This is a genomic window from Streptomyces sp. NPDC087440 (assembly GCF_044744005.1).
GTDB lineage: Bacteria > Actinomycetota > Actinomycetes > Streptomycetales > Streptomycetaceae > Streptomyces.
Genome location: NZ_JBIUXN010000015.1, coordinates 133599 through 152272, shown reverse-complemented (window position 1 = coordinate 152272; position 18674 = coordinate 133599). Strand labels below are relative to the sequence as shown.

Annotated in this window: 13 protein-coding genes; 11 read left to right on the top strand and 2 right to left on the bottom strand. The window is 67.0% G+C overall.

Going from position 1 to position 18674, the window contains the following annotated elements; all coding sequences use genetic code 11:
* Positions 1-234 precede the first annotated feature (234 nt).
* The 5 genes from ACIO3O_RS27415 to ACIO3O_RS27395 all read left to right on the top strand — a co-directional run bounded on the left by ACIO3O_RS27415 (position 235) and on the right by ACIO3O_RS27395 (position 11448).
* The gene (locus ACIO3O_RS27415) at positions 235-8874 is read left to right on the top strand and encodes a DNRLRE domain-containing protein (protein ID WP_401750237.1); all 8640 of its coding nucleotides are present in this window, start codon (positions 235-237) and stop codon (positions 8872-8874) included.
* A 127-nt stretch (positions 8875-9001) separates the two neighbouring features.
* On the top strand, positions 9002-9451 hold the full coding sequence (locus ACIO3O_RS27410) for a hypothetical protein (RefSeq protein ID WP_401750234.1): 450 nt from the start codon (positions 9002-9004) through the stop codon (positions 9449-9451).
* Positions 9452-9526: 75 nt separating this feature from the next.
* Positions 9527-10341, top strand: a protein-coding gene (locus ACIO3O_RS27405) for an IS5 family transposase (RefSeq protein ID WP_401750232.1) whose coding sequence is annotated in 2 segments (ribosomal slippage) — positions 9527-9850 and positions 9853-10341 — 813 coding nt in all. Because the reading frame shifts where the segments join, the coding sequence is not laid out codon by codon here.
* Positions 10342-10648: 307 nt separating this feature from the next.
* On the top strand, positions 10649-10873 hold the full coding sequence (locus ACIO3O_RS27400) for a hypothetical protein (protein ID WP_401750230.1): 225 nt from the start codon (positions 10649-10651) through the stop codon (positions 10871-10873).
* On the top strand, positions 10846-11448 hold the full coding sequence (locus ACIO3O_RS27395) for a DUF1877 family protein (protein ID WP_401750228.1): 603 nt from the start codon (positions 10846-10848) through the stop codon (positions 11446-11448). Before ACIO3O_RS27400 ends, ACIO3O_RS27395 begins: the two co-directional genes overlap by 28 nt.
* A 13-nt stretch (positions 11449-11461) precedes the next feature.
* On the opposite strand, the gene ACIO3O_RS27390 is transcribed toward ACIO3O_RS27395, so the two are convergent.
* Positions 11462-11923, bottom strand: a complete 462-nt coding sequence (locus ACIO3O_RS27390; RefSeq protein WP_401750226.1) for an ATP-binding protein — start codon at positions 11921-11923, stop codon at positions 11462-11464.
* A 182-nt stretch (positions 11924-12105) separates the two neighbouring features.
* Between ACIO3O_RS27390 and ACIO3O_RS27385 the strand changes: the two genes are divergently transcribed.
* The 6 genes from ACIO3O_RS27385 (at position 12106) to ACIO3O_RS27360 (ending at position 15679) form a co-directional block, all read left to right on the top strand.
* Positions 12106-12948 (top strand): helix-turn-helix domain-containing protein, encoded by an 843-nt coding sequence (locus tag ACIO3O_RS27385; RefSeq protein WP_401750225.1) that lies wholly within the window; start codon positions 12106-12108, stop codon positions 12946-12948.
* Complete coding sequence (locus ACIO3O_RS27380; RefSeq protein WP_401750223.1) at positions 12930-13139, top strand: DUF397 domain-containing protein; 210 nt, start codon at positions 12930-12932, stop codon at positions 13137-13139. Before ACIO3O_RS27385 ends, ACIO3O_RS27380 begins: the two co-directional genes overlap by 19 nt.
* Before the next feature lie 144 nt (positions 13140-13283).
* Positions 13284-13511 carry a hypothetical protein gene (locus ACIO3O_RS27375; protein WP_401750222.1) on the top strand — a complete coding sequence of 76 codons (228 nt, stop codon included), beginning with the start codon at positions 13284-13286 and terminating at the stop codon, positions 13509-13511.
* A 191-nt stretch (positions 13512-13702) separates the two neighbouring features.
* The gene (locus ACIO3O_RS27370) at positions 13703-14383 is read left to right on the top strand and encodes an RNA polymerase sigma factor (RefSeq protein WP_401750220.1); all 681 of its coding nucleotides are present in this window, start codon (positions 13703-13705) and stop codon (positions 14381-14383) included.
* A gap of 385 nt (positions 14384-14768) precedes the next feature.
* Complete coding sequence (locus ACIO3O_RS27365; RefSeq protein ID WP_401750218.1) at positions 14769-14936, top strand: hypothetical protein; 168 nt, start codon at positions 14769-14771, stop codon at positions 14934-14936.
* 308 nt (positions 14937-15244) lie between these two features.
* A complete protein-coding gene (locus ACIO3O_RS27360) occupies positions 15245-15679 on the top strand; it encodes a hypothetical protein (RefSeq protein WP_401750216.1) in 435 nt (144 codons plus the stop codon).
* Between the two features lie 687 nt (positions 15680-16366).
* Here ACIO3O_RS27360 and ACIO3O_RS27355 read toward each other — a convergent pair.
* The gene (locus ACIO3O_RS27355; RefSeq protein WP_401750214.1) at positions 16367-18463 is read right to left on the bottom strand and encodes an MDR family MFS transporter; all 2097 of its coding nucleotides are present in this window, start codon (positions 18461-18463) and stop codon (positions 16367-16369) included.
* Positions 18464-18674: the final 211 nt, after the last annotated feature.

The following is an 18674-nucleotide window of genomic DNA, read 5'->3' as shown; positions in this document are numbered from 1 at the left end:
GAGGACCTTCGGTTGTCGGGCGCTGAGCCGGACGGTTCTACCGCACACCCGCCCGGCAATCCAGCCCCCGGAAATAGTGCCAACTGTCGGACACCTGCCCCCGCTTGACGGCCTGACATGCCCACGCATAGAACTCGCCACTCCACTCCACCGCCCGGGAGATTCCCGCAGCGGTGCTGAGCCCTGCCCGCACGCGCCTTTGGCTCAACTGCGGCTGGGGGAAAGGCAGTTGGCATGATGAGGATTCGGCATCGAAGATTCACCGCCGCCCTCGTCGTCTCGGCCGTGCTGGGTACTGCGCTTCCGCAGATCGCCTATGCGGCACCCGCGCCCGGGGGCGGTGACGACGGAGACGGCAAGAGCTTCGCGGACACCGTTTCGGGGTGGTTCGGCGGGGACGACGAGGACCCGGACGACCAGAAACCGCCCACCGGCGGCAAGCTGGAGATCCCCAGCAGGGAGCGTCTCCCGCAGGGCAAGAACGCGCCGCAGGCCAAGCGGGTCAAGGAGCTGACGGGTGAGCGCACCTCCAGCGCCCGGTTCTGGCAGCTCTCGGACGGACGGGTGGAGGCGGAGCTTTCGGCGTTCCCGACCTCCTACCGTCAGGGTTCGTCCTGGAAGCCGATCGACACGGCGGTCCGGAGTTCCGGCAAGGAACTCACCAATGCCACGAACACCGCCACGAGCCACTTCGGGCGGACGGCCGAGGAACTGCTGCGGTACGAGGTCGGGGGCGGCCGGTCGGTCACGCTCGGCCTGGACGGTGCGTCCGGCGCGCTGACGCCGACGGTCAAGGGCGACACGGTCTCGTACAAGGACCCGAAGTCGGGGGCGGACCTGGTCTACCAGGTCGGTGCGGGCCAGGTGAAGGAGAACATCGTCCTGGCGCAGAAGCCGGGTACGCCTGTCTCTTTCACCTTCACGCTGAGTACGGCCGGGCTGACGCCGAAGGCCCGCAAGGACGGGTCGATTGCGTTCTTCGGGGAGACGTCGAAGCACCCTGTGCTGGTGATTCCGGCTCCGTTCATGACGGATGCGAAGAGGTCGGAGACCTCCGCGTACGGGCAGGTCAGCACGAACAAGGTCGCCCAGAAGCTGGTGCGGGACGGCAAGGGCTGGAAGCTGACCGTCACCCCGGACGCCAGGTGGCTCGCGGACCCGGCACGCCAGTATCCGGTGACGGTCGATCCGACGCTGACGGTGGCTCCGCTGCCGGGCCAGTCGCAGGACACGATGGTCCTGTCCGACGCCCCGGAGGAGAACTTCGGGACGTCGTGGAAGATGTCGGTGGGCCGGACCGGTGCGGGCGTGGCCCGCTCGCTCCTGAAGTTCCCGCTGGACCAGATCCCGGCCGGAACGAAGATCGACTCGGCGCGTCTTGGCCTGTACTTCGACCAGGTGCACGCCAGTAATGCGTACGACGTGCCGTTGGCCGCGCACCGGGCGACGGGCGCGTGGGACGAGTCGACGGCGACCTGGACGAACACGAACGCCCTGGTGGGCGAGGTTTCGGGTACGTCCGTGCAGGCCGCCCCGGGCACGGCGGGCAGTACCGCCGCTGTCGGTGAGTGGCCGAAGGAGCAGGACGCAAAGGGCGACGACTTCGCGTACAACCGCAACGCGGCCAAGGGTGAGTCGTACACCTGGCAGCCGCAGGTCCCGGAGTCGGGGAAGTACCGGGTCGAGACCCGCGTCCCGGGCACGGACCTGAACGACGCGGCCACCGCAGCCCCGTACACCGTCACCGGCAGCAAGGGCACGACGAAGACCGTCGTCGACCAGAGCGAGGGCAAGGCCGGAAACTGGTCGCCCCTCGGTGCTCCGGTGGACTTCGCACGCGGCAACGCGGGCAAGGTGACCCTGTCCGACAGCGGTGACGAGGACGAGCGCACGCTCGCCGGTGATGTCCGCCTGGTCGCCGACGCCCAGGTGGTGAAGACCAAGGGCCAGCACAGCACGTGGCACCGCTTCCCGGTGAAGGACACCGTGCAGAAGTGGGTCGACGGCACCTCGCCCAACCACGGGTTCGTCGTCAAGGCGGTCGACGAGTCGGCCACCGGCCCGCTCGGTGGCCCGCGCTACGAGTCGGCGGACGGCAACTACGACGGCGAGACCGCGAACTACCCCCGCCTGACCGTCACCTACGGTGCGGTGGGCACGGAGCTGCGCGAGCCGACCGTCGTGCACGGCAACGGGCCCGAACTGTCCTGGGCCGGGTACGCCAACACCACGGGCGATGCGGCGAACGACCTGGTGGAGTACCAGGTCCACCGCTCCGCGACCCCTGGCTTCACGGTCGGCCCCGACACCCTGGTCGCCCCCGTGGGCAAGGGCGAGACGTCGTACATGGACGTCTCCGCAGCCCCAACCCCCGCGACCAGCGCGAACGAGATCGGGCGCACGCACTACTACCAGATCGCGGTGAAGACCAAGGGCGGCAAGCTCCTGGGCTCACCGGTGCGTGACGTCGGCGTGCCGAAGGCCGGCCGCACCCTGCGCATCCTGCCCGCCGCGGCCGACACCACCCTGTCGTCGAAGCAACCGGACGCCAACCTGGACAAGCTCCCCGCCGACGGCGGCGACCAGTCCTGGCTGAGCGTCGGCAACAACTCCGACACCCACGGAACGACCCGCAGCGCGTTCAAGTTCCCGACCGACTCGATCCCCGACACCGTGACGGTGTTGCAGTCGCAGGTCCAGCTGTGGGGCGCCGAGACCACGACCGGAACGAAGGGTGCGACGTACGAACTCGCTCCCCTCGCAAGGGACTTCAACGAAGGTGGCGCCACCTGGAACAAGGCGAACGCCACCACCCCCTGGACCAAGCCCGGCGGTGACTTCGGCCCGGCCGTCTCCGACTCCGTCGGTGGCATCACCAGCGAGGTCGGCCGCCACACCTGGGACGCCACTTCCCTGACCCAGAAGTGGGTCGAGAAGCCGGCCGACAACAAGGGCGCGGTGATCAAGCTCAACAACGAGGCCACCACCGCCCCGCAGGAACGCACCATGTTCTTGTCCGGCGAGGCGGCCGAGGAGCGCCTGCGCCCCCAACTGCGGGTCATCTACGTGGACTCCACCCCGTGGAACACGTACTACGCGCCGCACACTCCGCAGCGCATGACCGAGGACAACACCTACCCGGTCGACGTCACCCTCACCAACACCAGCGACAGCGCCTGGCCCGCCGGTGAGCGCAAGCTCTCCTACCGCTGGGCCCTGCCGGACGGCACCGAGCTGACCGACACCCCCACCCTGAACCTGCGCACCGACGTCCCGGCGCTGCTCCCGGGCGAGGAAGCGATCGTCAAGGCGACGGTCAAGTCCCCTCCGGTGGTGGGCAACCGGCGTGAGGGCCACGCCCTGATCTGGGACGTATTCAACGCCAAGACGTCCACCTGGCTCTCCAAGACCGACTCCATCGGCGGCCTGGAACAGCCCGTCGCGGTGGAGGACCCGACCGCCGACCGCCTGGGCATGGAGAAGTATCACTCCTACACGGGCAAGAACACCGGCGCGGGTTCCACCTTCATGTCCAACCTGGGCTCCGGCAACGGCGTGTGGTCCTACAACGCCTTCAACAACCCCGGACGCGGACTCAACACCTTCGTCCGCCTGTCCTACAACGCCCAGGACACCTCCAACACCCAGCTCGGCAACGGCTGGTCCGCGCAGGCCTCCGGCCCGATGCGGCTGGGCACGATGCTGGACTTCCACCCGGACAGCGCGCCGGGCGAGGTCTACATCACCGACGGCGACGGCACCCAGCACATCTTCCGCAAGCAGGGCGACGGCACCTGGCGCTCGTCCGCCGGATACCACTACCTCCTCAAGCCGAAGACTGGTGTGACCTGCACCGACGGCATGGACGAGGTGACGGACGCGTGGACGATGACGCGTCCGGACGGCACCCGCTTCCTCATCGACTGCGACGGATACCTCCGCTCGGTCGTCGACAAGAACGGCAACACCCAGACCTACGTCTACGAGGTCCGCGACTCCGGCAACCGCTGGATCAAGTTCCTCAAGGAGATCAAGGACCCGGCCGGCCGCACCTCCCTGAAGCTGGACTACTGGCTTCCGGGCGACGCGACGTACGAGTACATCGAGGCCAACGGCGAGATCGCCCCGGGCGAGGAGCTGTGGGACCCGAAGATCTACGACCGGGTGAAGTCGATGACCGACATCTCCGGCCGCAAGATCACCTTCCACTACACCCGCCAGGGCACCCTCGGCCGCCTCACCGACGGCGCGGGCACGTCCCAGCCGAAGGTCTTCAGGTTCACCTACGACGCGGCGCAGGGCGCCAAGAACGTCAAGCTGACCAAGGTCACCGACCCGCGCAACAACGCCACCACGATCGCCTACGACCGTGACCCGGAGTTCCGCTGGTCGACCAAGACCCTCATCGACCGCCTCGGCGGCCCGACCACCTTCGGCTACACCCCGACCGGCAGCGGCCGCACCACCAAGGTCACCGACGCCGAGAACCACACCTCGACGTACATCACCGACGGCCTCGACCGCGCCACCGCCGTCACCAACGCCAAGTCCCAGACCACCAAGATGAGTTGGGACGACGACCACAACGTCACCCTCATCGAGGAGAACAACGGCGCCAAGACGGCCTACTGCTACGACCGCAAGACCGGCTTCCCGATCTGGCAGCGGTCGGCCGAGGACAACAAGACCGGCGTGCCCACGGCTGAGGAGTGCGACGGCCCGGGGAAGTTCCCGGCCCACTCGGTCCGCTACGAGTACCAGACCCGGGCGGATGGCTACGCGGCCGACCTCTGGAAGAAGACCTCCGCGGAGGGTCGCGCCTGGAACTTCGGCTACGACACGTTCGGCAACCTCAAGACGGTCACCGACCCGATGGGCGTCAAGTCCGCGGAGGCCGGCGACTACACCACGAAGTACGACTACGACGGCTTCGGCCAGCTCACCAAGGCCACGGACGCCAACGGCAACCCGACCCTGACCTCGGACTTCACCCCGACCGGCTACCCGCGCAAGACCACGGACGCCGAGAACCACGTCACCACCACCGACTACGACGAACGCGGCCAGGTCCTGTCCGTCGTGGACGCGTTGGGCAAGAAGACCACGCAGACGTACGACACCTACGGACGCCCGCTGGTCTCCACGGTCCCCAAGGACCAGGCGGCGAACGTCATCCTGAAGACCATCGCCCCCGACTACGACGCGAACGACAACGTCACGAAGTCCACAACGATCAACGGCGCTGTCTCCGAGGCGAGTTACGACGCGGCCGACCAGATCAGCTGGGCCACGGCCCCGAAGGACACGGCCACCTCGGCCGAACGCAAGTCGACGTACGCCTACGACAAGGTCGGCAACCTGAAGTCGACGACCGAGCCCAAGGGCACGGCCACGACGACCGCGGGCGACTTCGTCACCACGAACACGTACGACGAGGTCTACCAGCTCACGGACGTCACCAACGCGGCCGGTGACAAGGTCAGTTACGTCTACGACGGCGTCGGCAACCCGGTCAAGGTCATCGACCCGAAGAAGAACAAGACCCCGTCCCCGGACGACTTCACCTCCAAGACCGAATACGACTCCAACCACCGGATCATCGCGACCACGGACGCGGCGGGCAAGACCAGGCGCCAGGAGTACGACAAGGACTCGCTGCCGGTCGCCGCGACCGACGCCGAAGGCAACCGGACCGTCAGCCACTTCGACGACCGCGCCAAGCTGGCCTCTGTCGAGACCCCGCACGCGACCGACGTCGTGCGCGAGACGAAGTTCGGGTACGACCAGGTCGGCAACCGCATCAAGGTGTTCTCGCCGCGCGGCGTGGCCACCACGGACGCGGACGACTTCACGGCGGAGACGGTCTACGACAAGCTCAACCGTCCGTGGCGGCAGATCCAGCCGTACGACCCGAAGGACGGCCGCTACAACCGCAAGGTCTGGACGGATACGACCTACGACGCGGTGGGCCGCGTCTCGAAGGTCTCCATGCCGCCCAGCTCGGGCGAGACCACCCGCAACGACACGGTCTACTCCTACTACGACACCGGCTGGGTGAAGTCGGCCAAGGATCCGTGGGACATCCTCACGGAGTACGACTACGACAACCTCGGCCAGCAGACCAAGCGCACCCTCACCTCGGCCGGCGGCTCCTCGTCGCGCACGATGACGTGGGACCACTTCCCCGACGGCAAGCTCAAGTCCCTCAAGGACGGCGGCATCCCGGTCGGCAAGTCGGTCGTCATGGTCAACAGCACCGACCAGCAGAACGTGGCCGCCACCGGCGGCACCGACTGGAAGCGCACGCTCACCCGCGACTACGTCCACGCACCGGGCACCGGCACCGACGCGTTCCACTGGACGCTCGACATCCCCAAGGACGGCCGGTACACGGCGTACGTCAAGTACCCGAAGGTCGCCGGGGCCTCCCCGGCCGCGACGTATTCGCTCTCCCACGCCAAGGGCTCCACGAACATCACGGTGGACCAGCGGGCGAACACCGACGGCTGGGTCAAGATCGGCGACTACGACTTCAAGGAAGGCACGCAAGCCCAGCTCAAGCTGGCCGAATCCGGCGCGGGAACGGTCGCCGCGGACAGCGTGAAGCTGGTCCGCGACAACACGGCCGACGTCGACCAGGAACAGAAAAACTTCACCTACGCCTACGACCTCAACGGCAACCTGACCTCAGTCGACGACCTCTCCACGGGCCGCCGCATCGATGCCTACACGGTCACCTACAACGGCCAGAACCAGGTCCAGACGGTCACCGAGGCCCTCGCGGGCCAGGAGGTCAAGAAGACCGCCTACACCTACGACGCGAACGGCCAGCCGGAGACCCAGACCCACCCCGACCAGTTCTCCAAATACACCTACGACCTGCGTGAGCTGGTCAAGACGGTGACGGTCGGCAAGTCGACCTCGGACCCGGCGGCGAAGGTCTCCACGTACGACTACACCGACCGGGGCCAGAAGAAGCAGGCGATCAAGGGCAACAAGAACGTCGTCGACTACGGCTACTACCTCGACGGTGCCCTGCGCACCCAGAGCGAGAAGAAGCCCGACGGCACCCTCATCTCCAGCCACACCTACGCCTACGACGCCAACGGCAACAAGGCCGAGGACGTCGCCCAGAAGCGCAACGCCGACGACCAGGCGAAGCTCCTCTCCTCCACCACCAAGTACACCTACGATCCGGCCGACCGCCTCGCCAAGGCGGACAAGACCGGCAACGGTGCGGGCGTCGAGACGTACATCCACGACGACAACGCCAACGTCATCTCCCAGACGGTCAAGGGCAAGACGACGACGTTCGGCTACGACCGCAACCGTCTCCTGAAGACCACGGTCGACAAGGCTGTCGCCGACCACATCTACGACCCCTTCGGCCGCCAGGACTCCGTCAAGTCCGGCACACAGGTCATCGAGAAGAACACCTACGACGGCTTCGACCACGTGGTGAAGCACGAAAAGGCCGACGCCAAGGGGACGCTGCAAGCCACCACGTACGCCTTCGACCCCCTCGACCGCACCACCTCCAAGACCGAGGCCGGCAAGACGACCCAGTACAACTACCTGGGCATGTCGAGCGAGGTCCTCACCGAGGAAGTCGCCAGCAAGCTCACCGCCTCCTACCAGTACAGCCCGTGGGGCGAACGCCTCTCCCAGGTCAAGCACGCCGCCGACGGCAAGACCGACGAGTCGTACTACGGCTACAACAGCCACACCGACGTCGAAACGCTCACCGACAAGGACGGCAACGCGAAGGCGACGTACGGCTACACCGCGTACGGATCCGACGACACCGCCGACTTCACCGGCATCGACAAGCCCTCCGCCACCAACCCGACGAAGAACGCGTACAACCCCTACCGCTTCAACTCCAAGCGCTGGGACGCGGCCTCGGGCACGTATGACATGGGCTTTCGGAACTACAGCCCCGGACTGAACCGGTTCACCAGTCGGGACATGTACAACGGAGCGCTCGGTGACATGGGGCTCGGCAGCGACCCCATGACAGGAAACCGGTACTCGTTCGCAGGCGGCAACCCAACGAGTTTCATTGAAGCTGACGGACACCTTCCGTGTGCAGAAGGCATCAGCGATGTATGCGGTGGCGGCGTCACCGCTGGGGGGTTCTTCTGCCTGATCTGTAATCAGAACTTCAATCCCGGCATGGAAAAGGGAAAGCCGCGAGCGCGTGCGCCCAAGGTGGATAGCGCAGATCTCCAGAAGTACGTTGCCGCCAACTATGCCCGTGATTTCGTAGCGGACGGTGACCTCTTGGGCGATGGCAAGACAACCACCGCAATGATCCACGAGTTCAACACGGGGGAACCTACGGGTGTAAAGGGAAATTACCACGTCGCAAAGCTCTCATCGACGCTCCGCGGAATTGCCGGACTGCTGCAGGCTGACAGGGCGAATCGGGACGCAGGCGGTAATGGTACGCTGTCAGATTCAGACCTGAAGGTAGCGAGGAGTGAAGCTCGTGAAATATGGAATGCGCTCGGAGCGACCGACGTGACCGGAAAGGTCACGTCCGCAGTCCAGGCCAACAAGCAAGCCATACAGGGAATAAGGAAGAACAGGAAAGACATCCTGTCGACCCCCGCTATGGGGGAAATCACCGGTCGTGATTTCGCTAGAAAGCACCCGGACGGCCCGGAGCTTCCTGTAGGGGAGCCCAGGAATCTTCGAGGCTCCTACAAGGCATTTGGAGTGGCTGGTGGGATAGTAAGTGCGGCGCAAACCCCAATGTACATCCGTCAGTACGGGGTCGGCAGGGGACTCTTTGAGCTTTTCAAAGATGTGGTTGACCCGCTGGGAACTACCGACTACCTATTCAGTCAGCCCATACCGGAAACTGCATAGCCAAAAGAAATGCAGGCAAGTTGCACCAGGTAGTGGCGCGCCCTAGATGAAGATCACTCAGGGTGGTTTCGAGGAATCCTCCCCGAATCCACCCTGAGTTTCAATATCCCCGCATCGAGGTAGAAAAATGATCGACTTCAAAGATATTTTCTCTGAATTTCTAAGGAGAGTTCCAGGCGCCCGTGAAACATTGAGTCACGCTTCCCCTGAGCGCAGGATGGAGCTCTCCAGGTGGCCCGAAGAGGCCGATCTCTATGATTTCCTTCTCATGAATTTCATGCATCCGATCTTGCTACCGGAATTGTCAAAGGAATCGCCAGATTCGTCTACCCTGAGGGAATCTTTCAGCTTCATTGAGGATCTCACCGAGAACCCGGACGAACACATTCAAGGCGCTCTGGAGTTTCAAGTCTTCGATCAATTTGTCGTGAGCGAACAGACCATCTTGAAGGCATTCGAGAATGCGCTGCCGTATTCACGCCAGAGTTTCAAGGAGTTCCTCATGGGAACCTACCCGAATACATATAGACTTCTGATTGAAAAGTTTCCAAACTTCCCTCCGGATCGTATCGAGTGACCCTTAGAACTGGTAACAGGATCTTGCTGAAGTGCCCTGGTCGGGCGTGACTGTTGTGATGATCTGGTCGTTCGGATGGGTGTGACGACTCGGCCGTGGATCGTGGACGACGACTTGTGGGCATTGATCGAACCGCTGCTGCCGCGCTGGCCCGAGCGGTCGCCGGGGCCGAAGCCGGTGGACGACCGGATGTGCCTGCAGGGCATCCTGTACGTCCTGCACCAGGACATCGCCTGGCAACTTCTGCCTCCGGAGCTGGGGTTCGGCTCCGGGCAGACCTGCTGGCGGCGGTTGGATCGCTGGCAGCAGGCCTGGGTTTTCGAGCAGTTGCACCGCATCCTGCTTGCGAAGCTGAACGCGGCCGGCGAACTCGACTGGTCCCGCGCGTGTGTGGACGGCTCCCACATCCGCGCGAAAAGGGGGGTGCCGCGACCGGTCCGTCGCCGGTCGACCGGCGGAAAACAGGCAGCAAGCACCACCTGATCTGCGACGGACGCGGCACTCCGTTCCACGTCATCATCACCGCGGCGAACGCCAACGACATCACCCAGACTCTCGCCCTGGTCGATGGTCTGCCGCCCGTGGCCGGACGCCCCGGTCGGCCGCGACGCCGACCCGACGCTCTCCTGGGTGACAAGGCGTACGACTCCAAGGCCGTCCGGCGCGGACTGCGCAAGCGCCGGATCATGCCCGTGATCTCCCGCAAGGGTGCCCCGAACATCAAGGGCCTCGGCAAGCTCCGCTACGTCGTGGAGCAGACCTTCGCCCTGCTCCACCAGTTCATGCGCCTCGCCGTGCGCTGGGCACGACGCCTCGAACTCCACAACGCCTTCGTCTCGTTGGCCTGCAGCCAGATCTGCTGGCGCCGCCTCAAGAAGGCCCACCCATGATCCTGTTACGAGCTCTTAGGGTGAAAGCCTCGAACTTCTGTGACGGGTCGTCGGATTCTCCTGCGGGCCGTTTCGGCTTGTCGGTTCGGTGACGCGTAGGCCGATGGCCCGGCTGCCGCGTCGGGTGTGCGCCCGGTTCCACGGCTCCGGTGGGCGGTTCGAGTTCGTCGGGACGGGCCGTTTGCTGCTGTTCATCCAGGGTTCGGGAGTGTATCGAGTCGCTGGATTGCGTCAATGATCACGCCAGTCCAGGGCCAGTGGCGGGTGAATCTCAGGTCTGGATCGTCCAAATCTTGGGGAGTTCGTCGTGGCATCGACCTCGCTGGCGGCAGTGTCGACCTTTGCCTGGTGGCTGATGCGCAGCATCACGGGCAGGCGTGGGCTGCTGATTCCGCTGCTGCTGACTGTTCCCGTTTGCGTGGTACTTCTGTGGCCGTTGATGGCGATCTGGCACGCGCCTGACGGGTATCCGGTCAGCTATTGCTCGCCTGACAACGTGCCGCCATGGTGGCCGAGCTGGCTGCCGCTGTAGAGGTCGTTCGAGACCCTTGCGTGCAGGGCGGCCTGCGGAGCGCGCGTGGGCCGGGGCGAGAAATCACGGGAAGTGAGGGCAGGGCGTTGGGAAGTTCCATGCTGTTGCGGAGGGTCTCGCCGGAGGTTGTTTCCGCGGGGGGCGAGATCTTGGAGGCAGGGTTCGACGCTACGGAGAGTGAGGAGGTGTATGCCGAAGAGCGTGAGAATTTCATCCTCTGTGACGTCGGCCAGCAGTGGCAGATGATGGACGCCTTGATTTCTGGGAATCGGCAGGGAAGCTCGGGTCCAGAATGCTTGCCGGTCCTCGGTGGAGACTTCCTTGTCATTGTCGGAGGGGCTCCGAACTCCATCTCCTGGCTTTCGGGGGAGCGGGTCGCGCAAGCGTCGAGGTTCTTGCAGGGGGCGGATTTTGATGAGCTTGCGCGGGTTCATCGCGCGGCGCTGGATGAGCTCTTCGGGGCCTTCCCCGAAGGGCTCCTGGAGGAGGCGCGTGGGATCTTCGAGGAGTTGAGGGCGTTCTATCTGGCTGCCGCTCAAGCGGGCCAGGCAGTCGTGAAGCGTTTCTACGCGTAGGGGTGGCCTGACGCTACGCGGGCCGGCCTTTTGCGTCGCTGGGTGAGGTGGCGACGTACTCGGCCCAGATCAGTTTGCCGGGGCCGTTGCGTGGGGTGACTCCCCAGTCGGTGGCGAGGAGGTTGACGAGGGGGAGGCCGCGGCCCTCGCAGGCGTCGGGGGCTGCTGTCGTGCGGAGTTGGGGGTGGTGGGGGGAGGCGTCGTGGACCTCCAGGCGGATTCCGGTGGGGGCGGGGAGGCGGGTGAACCGCGTCTCGATGTGGCGGCCGGGGACGTGGGCGTGGCGTTGGGCGTTGGTGAGGAGCTCGGAGAGGATCAGCGTGGCCGTGTCCTCCAATGCGCTCAGGCCCCAGTCGGCCAGCGTCTTGCGGAGTTCGGCGCGGGCCAGGCCCACGGAGCGGGGGCGGTAGGTCCAGTGCCGGATGACGGTGTGGTCGTCGGGGGTTGGAGGTGATGGAGGTGGCGTCTGGGTCATGTGCGGGCTCCGCTCTCTGCGGCCAACGCCTGCGGGGCGTACGGCACTTGGACTACTCTGCGTGGTTGCTGGGCACTACGAGAGTGACCCCGAGTCGCGGGCGGAATGACCGTTTTGGCGTGAACTTCTCTTCCCTTCGCAGTTAGCTCCACACCTTCCACAGAACCACGGAGGTCGACACGATGCCGACGAGACGGGTGGTCACCGGCCGCAGTCAGGAGCCGCGGGTGCGGTTCACCGAGGAACTGCGCCGGTTGCGGACCGAGCGGGGTGACAGCCTGCGCAAGCTGGGTGAAGTCCTGGGCTGGGACTGGTCGTTGTTCGGGAAGATGGAGAGCGGGGAGACGCTGGGCGGCCCCGAGGTCGTACAGGCGCTGGATCAGCACTACGGGACGCCGGGGCTGCTGCTCGCGCTGTGGGAGCTGGCGGTGGGGGACCCGGCGCAGTTCCGCGAGCAGTACCGGCGGTACATGGCGCTGGAGGCGGAGGCCGTCAGCCTGTGGCACTACGCGGTGAGCGCGCCGCCCGGGCTGTTGCAGACGGAGGGGTACGCGCGCGAGGCCCTCGCGGCGGGTGGCCTGCGCGGTGAGGAGTTCAACCAGCAGGTCGCGGCTCGCGTCGGGCGGGCGCAGTTGCTGGAGGGCGATCACGCGCCGCACTTCCGGACCATCCTGTCGGAGACGGTCCTGCGGACGCCGTTGCGGGACGCGGGTGCGTGGCGGGAGCAGTTGGAGCATCTGGTGGAGGCCGCGGACCGGCCCAATGTCACGCTGCACGTGCTGCCACTCGATGCCGGTCTGCATCATCTGATGAATACGGACGCCATGTTTCTGCGGATGGCGGACGGGCAGCCGGTCGCCTACACCGAGAACAACTTTCGGGGTGAACTGGTCCAGGAATCCGCGCAGGTTGAGCGAATGCAGCGTGCCTATGATGTGGTGCGCGACCTGGCCCTGAATCCGGCGGCGTCGCGGAAGTTCATCACGGACATGCTGGAGGACCTACCGTGCGATCCCTTGATCTGAGCACCGCTGTCTGGCGCAAGAGTTCGTACAGCAACACCGACGGCGGCCAGTGCGTCGAGGTCGCCGATCAGTTCCCCGGGCTCGTCCCCGTGCGCGACAGCAAGGTTTCGGACGGGCCTGCGCTCGTCTTCGGGGCCGCGGCCTGGTCGTCCTTCGTGGCTGGCGTCAGGGGTCTCCCGGTCGTCGGCTGACCGATTTGTGTGGTGCATGGGCGCCCTGCCGGAATATCGGCAGGGCGCTTCTGACGTTCGGGAGGGGGCATGGGCGTGCGGCGTTCGGAGGCCTTCGTCAGGTGTTGCGGAGCAGGGGTGCTCTAGCTCGCCGCAGCGCTGCTGGTGGTCTTCGGCTTCGCGGCTACGACGGAGCTGGGCCATCCCTCGGTCTTCCTGGGGAGGAAGGGCAGCGACGGTGCCTACGGTCCGCTGATCTCGGTTGGCCTGGCCGGTGCATGCGCCGGAGTCGCTGTTGCGGTATTCGCGCGCGGTCTGCTCTCGAAGGCTGTGTTCCTGGTGATCGGCGTCGTGTGCGTGTACCGGGCCGTGGGCGCCGTGCTGTTCCTGTAGGAGGTTCGGGTTCGCGGGGGTGAGTGCGGGGCTGGAGCCATGGGGGTTTGTCGGGGTTGGGGCCTGCATGGGAGGGGTGACCGGAATCTGAGGTCGTATCAGGTACGGACCTGGCCTGTGGTAGGGGTGTGCTCGCCGTGGAGCTGTGAGGTTGCTGTGAGGGGTGGGGCTCCGCTGCGTACATGGGCACGATGCGCAGTGTCGGTCGAGGTGAAGAGGAACGTGTGTCCGGCAGTGGGAGAGCTCCGGAAGCGGAGCGGGCGGAGCTGACGCGGGCGGTCGAGGGGGCGCGGCGAGGGGACGAGGGGTGCTTTGCCGTCGCGTATCGGATCGTGCAGCCAGGGGTGTTGCGGTACGTGCGGACACTGGTGGGGGAGGAGGCGGAGGACGTCGCCTCCGAGGCGTGGTTGCAGGTCAGCCGGGATGTGAGCCGGTTCGCGGGGGACGGGGACGCGTTTCGGGGGTGGGTGCGGGCCGTGGCGCGGAACCGGGCCGTCGATCATCTGCGGTGGGTGCGGAGCAGGCCCCGGCAGGTGGCCGTGCCGGTGGAGTGGGAGTCGTACGGCGGGCCGGTGGCGAAGGATGCGGCTGAGGTCGTGATGGATGCGTTGGCGACCGCTTGCGTGATGCGGATGGTGCGGGCGTTGCCGTCGGATCAGGGGGAGGCCGTGTTGTTGAGGGTGCTGGTGGGGTTGGGGAGCCCTGAGGCCGGGAGGGTGCTGGGGAAGCGGGCGGGGGCCGTGCGGATGGCGACGGCGCGGGGGCTGCGGGGGCTGGCCGTACAGCTGCGGGCGGATGGGCGTGGGTGTGCGCCGAGCGTTCCGGTGGTCCGGCAGTGCGCGCGTACTTCCGGGGAGAGTGCGTGTTCCTGAGTGTGTTCTTCGAGGGCGAATGGCGCTGTGACGTTGGGCCGGCGAATGTGTCGCACGATGTCGGTGAGGTGCTGGGTGGGTTGAAGGGGGAGGGGGGGAAGCGGGCGGGACTACTCGCCCGGTGATGCTGCCTGGTTATTTCTCTCTGAAGGGAGAGGGCGGGCGTCAGGGGGAGTTGATGTACGGGAGCAACCTGCGGGTCGCCGCCAACCCGAGTCGGGGGTACGGGGCGCTCGTCTGGTTCGTCGATGAGGGGAGCCCCTGGACGGGCGGGGTGTATGACTCCGTCTGGATCTCGGACAGCCCGGAACCCGTTGGGTTTGATCCGCGAGTGGTGTCGGACCCGTGCTAACCGCTGTTCCATGATCCGGATAGCGCCCTGCGGATGCCGAGGGTCCGGGTGGCGGTGGAGGAGTTCTGCGTTCTGCGCACGGGCGCGCGCCCGGAGGCCGTCGGCCGGGTCGCGGGGCATGTCAACGGGCAGCGGTCGCACCGGCCGGACATCGTGGACTTTGTCGAAGATCCGGAGATTGACTGGGACCTGCTGCGGTAGTGCCCGAGGCTATTCCGCATGTAGGGGGTAGATAAAGGACATGCGGTCTATTCGGTGCGAGCCGTGGGATTGGTTGATCAGGGGCTTGAATGTCGTCAACGTCGTCAACGCGGAGAAAGGGGTGGGTATTTGACGGCGTAGACGAATGAGCGGGGTGAAGGGTTGTACGGAGTGAGGTGATGGAGGGCGTGAGAAGGGCCACGGGGGGATCGTGTGACGGTTGTGGGGGTGATTTCGCTTGGATGGGTGAGCAGGTGGGGAGAGTTGCGTGCCTCCCCTTGACCAAGTGAGAGGGAGGGGTGGGAGCCGTGGCCGGTGACGGACAGCAGAAGCGGGTTCCGAGAGCCGAGGACATGCGGCACATTGCCCAGGGATTTGTGGAACGGGTGACCGTGGGACGCCGGTTGCCGTTGGATTTCTCTGTGAAGAGTTTGCGGGTCGTGGATTTTCTGGTTGACGAGTTGCGGAGTGGTGCGGTGGAGCAGGGGCTGATCGCGCGGAATCTCTTCGGGCTCGGGGCGTATGTGGGGGAGGTTCTGGTGCGGAATGCCGGGGCTGAGTGGGTTGATTTGGACGAGGACCAGCGGGGGTATTTCCGGCAGTGGGTCGGGGTGCGGATGGGGGACGGGATGGTGCGGAGCCCGTTGGGGAAGGTGGGGAACCGGTACGAGGGTGGGGGTGAGGAGGAGTCCCTGGAGCGGTACTACCTGACGCTGCCGGGGAGGGTTCGCGTGGCTGCGTGAGGGAGGGGTGCGTGGGGGATGGCTGGGTTCGGGCTCGTGTGCGGGTGAAGACCGAGCAGGGCGCTGCGCATGGCAAGCATGGGGCTCGTTGTGCGCGGAGCGTGGGGGAACCGCACAGTGCGCCGCGCCCGCCCGGCGTTCCTCGGGTTTGTGCGCACGGCAAGCGGGTTGATACTGCGCAGTGCGATTCGCCCAGCGCGGCACGGGCTCGTGTGCGCGGCGCGGGACGCTCAGACTTGGTCGCGGGGTCGCGGGGTCGCGGGGTCGCGGGATTGCCAGGGCGCCGGATGGATCAGGCGTGAGCCGGGGGCGCGAGGCGCGGGGGGGGGGGGGGGGGGGGGGGGGGGGGGGTTGGGGGGGGGGGGGGGGGGGGGGGGGGGGGGGGGGGGGGGGGGGGGGGGGGGGGGACGCGCCCCCCCCCCCCCCCCCCCCCCCCCCCCCCCCCCCCCCCCCCCCCCCCCCGCCCCCCCCGCCCCGGCAGGTTGCGTTGTGCGCGACGGTGAGCGGTGTCGGGTGGCCGGTGGTTGTTCTGGCCGCCGTCGGCGAGCAGAGTCCCCGGCCGTTCCGCTCCGTCGGAGCGTCGCCATGCACCAGTGCGCGGTTCCGTGACGGGGATGTCGTGGCTGGTCGCGCCCGCAACGGCGGAGGTGCCGAGCGGGCGCGGCCCCGGGCCACCGGCGGGGTCGGTCAGGCGACCGACGCCCCCTCCCGTTCCGCCACTGGCAGGCTCTGGGCCAGGTCCTCCGCCAGGAGGCGTTTGGCGATGCGGTCGGCTGCGGCTCGCAACTCCGCGCTGCGCGGGCGGCCCGCGTCCCTTTCGAGTTGGTCGCCGAGCCAGTTCGACCACGCGTCCGCGATGACGCGGGCCTCGCGTTCGCCCGCCGCCGTGTGGGCGAGGAAGTTGCCGTCGCGGGTCAGGTAGCCCTCGTCGACCATGCGGTCGAAGACCGGGAGCAGGACCTCCGGGGGGACGTTTCGGCGGCCGGCGATCAGGCCGAGGGTGGCGTGGCCGACCATGCGGGTGAAGAGGTCCACCTGCATGACCGCCCATGCGCCGGCGATGTCCAGGCGGGTGTCGGAGTTCGCGACGACCTGGCGGGCCGTCAGCGCGCCCTTCGTGTGGACGATGCGGGCGACCGCCAGTTCCAGCGCCTGCGAGGAGCCGCCCGCCCCGCTCGGCGTCGGCTGCGCGAAGCCCTCGCCGAGGTCGGCGGACGCGGCGCGTGAGGTGTCGCGCAGTTCCACCTGCTTGAGGAAGAGCGAGACGAGGAAGCCGAGTACCGCCACCGGCACCGTCCACAGGAAGACCGTGCTGAGCGTGTTCGCGTACGCCTCGGTGATCGGCGCGATCTGCGCGGCGGGGAGCTTGTGCAGGGCCTGCGGGTTCTGTGCGGCCTGCGCGATGGCGGCGGGGTCGGTTCCGGCGGGGGCCAGGCGGGCTGCCGCCGTGATGCCCTCCTCCAGATTCGGCTTGAGGGAGTTCGCGTAGATCGTGCCGAAGACCGCAGCGCCGAACGAGCTGCCGAGCGTACGGAAGAAGGTGACGCCGGAGGTGGCGGTGCCCAGGTCCGCGTAGTCGACGGTGTTCTGCACGGCGATCGTCAGGACCTGCATGCACAGGCCGATGCCGACGCCCAGCACGAACATGTAGAGGGACTCCAGCCAGGTGTTGGTGGAGGGGCCCATGAGGGACAGGAGGTAGAGGCCGAGGCCCATCACCGCCGAGCCGATGATCGGGAAGATGCGGTAGGTGCCCGTCTTGCTGACCACGTTGCCGCTGAAGATCGACGCGATGAGCAGGCCGATCACCATGGGGAGCGTGCGGACGCCCGAGATCGTGGCCGAGTCTCCGTCGACGTACTGGAGGTACGTGGGGAGGAAGGTCATCGCGCCGAGCATCGCGAAGCCCACGATGAAGCTGAGGATCGAGCAGACCGTGAAGACGGGGTTGGCGAACAGCTTCATCGGGAGCATGGGCTCCGCCGCCCGGGTCTCCACCAGGCAGAAGAGGGCGAGCGCGACGATGCCGCCGACGAAGAGGCCGATGATGACGGCCGAGCCCCACGCGTACTCGTTGCCGCCCCAGCTCGTCGCCAGGACCAGGGCGCTGGAGCCGATCGCGACGAGTGCGATGCCCAGGTAGTCGATGCGGGGCTTGTTCGCGGACTTGACGGAGGGGATCGTGCGGGCGGCCGCGATCACGACCAGGATCGCGATCGGAACGTTGACGTAGAAGGCCCAGCGCCACGACATGTGGTCCGTGAAGAGGCCGCCGAGGAGCGGGCCGACGACGGTCGAGACGCCGAAGACCGCGCCGATCGCACCCTGGTACTTGCCGCGCTCGCGGAGCGGGATGACGTCGGCGATCAGGGCCATCGCCGTGACCATCAGGCCGCCGGCGCCGATTCCCTGCACCGCGCGCCATGCGATGAGGAGGGTCATGTCGGTGGCCAGGCCGCAGAGGAAGGAGCCCGTGATGAAGACGATCGCCGAGATCTGGAAGACGACCTTCCGGCCGAACAGGTCGCCGAACTTGCCGACCAGGACGGTCGCGACCGTCTCCGCGAGCAGGTACGCCGTAACCACCCACGACATGTGGGCCGCGCCGCCGAGGTCCGAGACGATCGTCGGCAGGGCCGTGCCGACGATCGTCTGGTCGAGGGCCGCGAGGAGGACGCCCAGCATGATCGTCCCGAAGACGATGTTGCGTCGGCGGCCGTCGAGGACGGGGGGCACCGGGGTGGAGGGCGGCGCGGTGGGGGCTTGCTCGCTGGCGGTGGTCACTTTTGCACGGTGGCATTGGGTGGGGGGTTGTGCACGTGGGGGTGGGCTGGTGCGGTGATGGGGGGGTACGGGGGTGGGCCGGGGCTTCTGTGGACGGGCGTCCGGCGGGGGGCTTGGCCGGGGCCTCTGCGTGGGGCGCGGCCGGTGTGGGGCTTGGCTGGGGGCCGGTGGTGGGGTGGGCCGGTGGCGAGAGGGCCGGAACCGGGGCGGG

What these genes read in the sequence shown, in the direction of transcription:
- ACIO3O_RS27415 (WP_401750237.1), top strand. Translation starts at nt 235, where the DNA reads ATGATGAGGATTCGGCATCGAAGATTCACCGCCGCCCTCGTCGTCTCG.
- ACIO3O_RS27390 (WP_401750226.1), bottom strand. Translation starts at nt 11,923, where the DNA reads ATGACCCAGACGCCACCTCCATCACCTCCAACCCCCGACGACCACACC.
- ACIO3O_RS27370 (WP_401750220.1), top strand. Translation starts at nt 13,703, where the DNA reads ATGCGCAGTGTCGGTCGAGGTGAAGAGGAACGTGTGTCCGGCAGTGGG.
- ACIO3O_RS27395 (WP_401750228.1), top strand. Translation starts at nt 10,846, where the DNA reads ATGGTGGCCGAGCTGGCTGCCGCTGTAGAGGTCGTTCGAGACCCTTGC.
- ACIO3O_RS27365 (WP_401750218.1), top strand. Translation starts at nt 14,769, where the DNA reads ATGCCGAGGGTCCGGGTGGCGGTGGAGGAGTTCTGCGTTCTGCGCACG.
- ACIO3O_RS27410 (WP_401750234.1), top strand. Translation starts at nt 9,002, where the DNA reads ATGATCGACTTCAAAGATATTTTCTCTGAATTTCTAAGGAGAGTTCCA.
- ACIO3O_RS27385 (WP_401750225.1), top strand. Translation starts at nt 12,106, where the DNA reads ATGCCGACGAGACGGGTGGTCACCGGCCGCAGTCAGGAGCCGCGGGTG.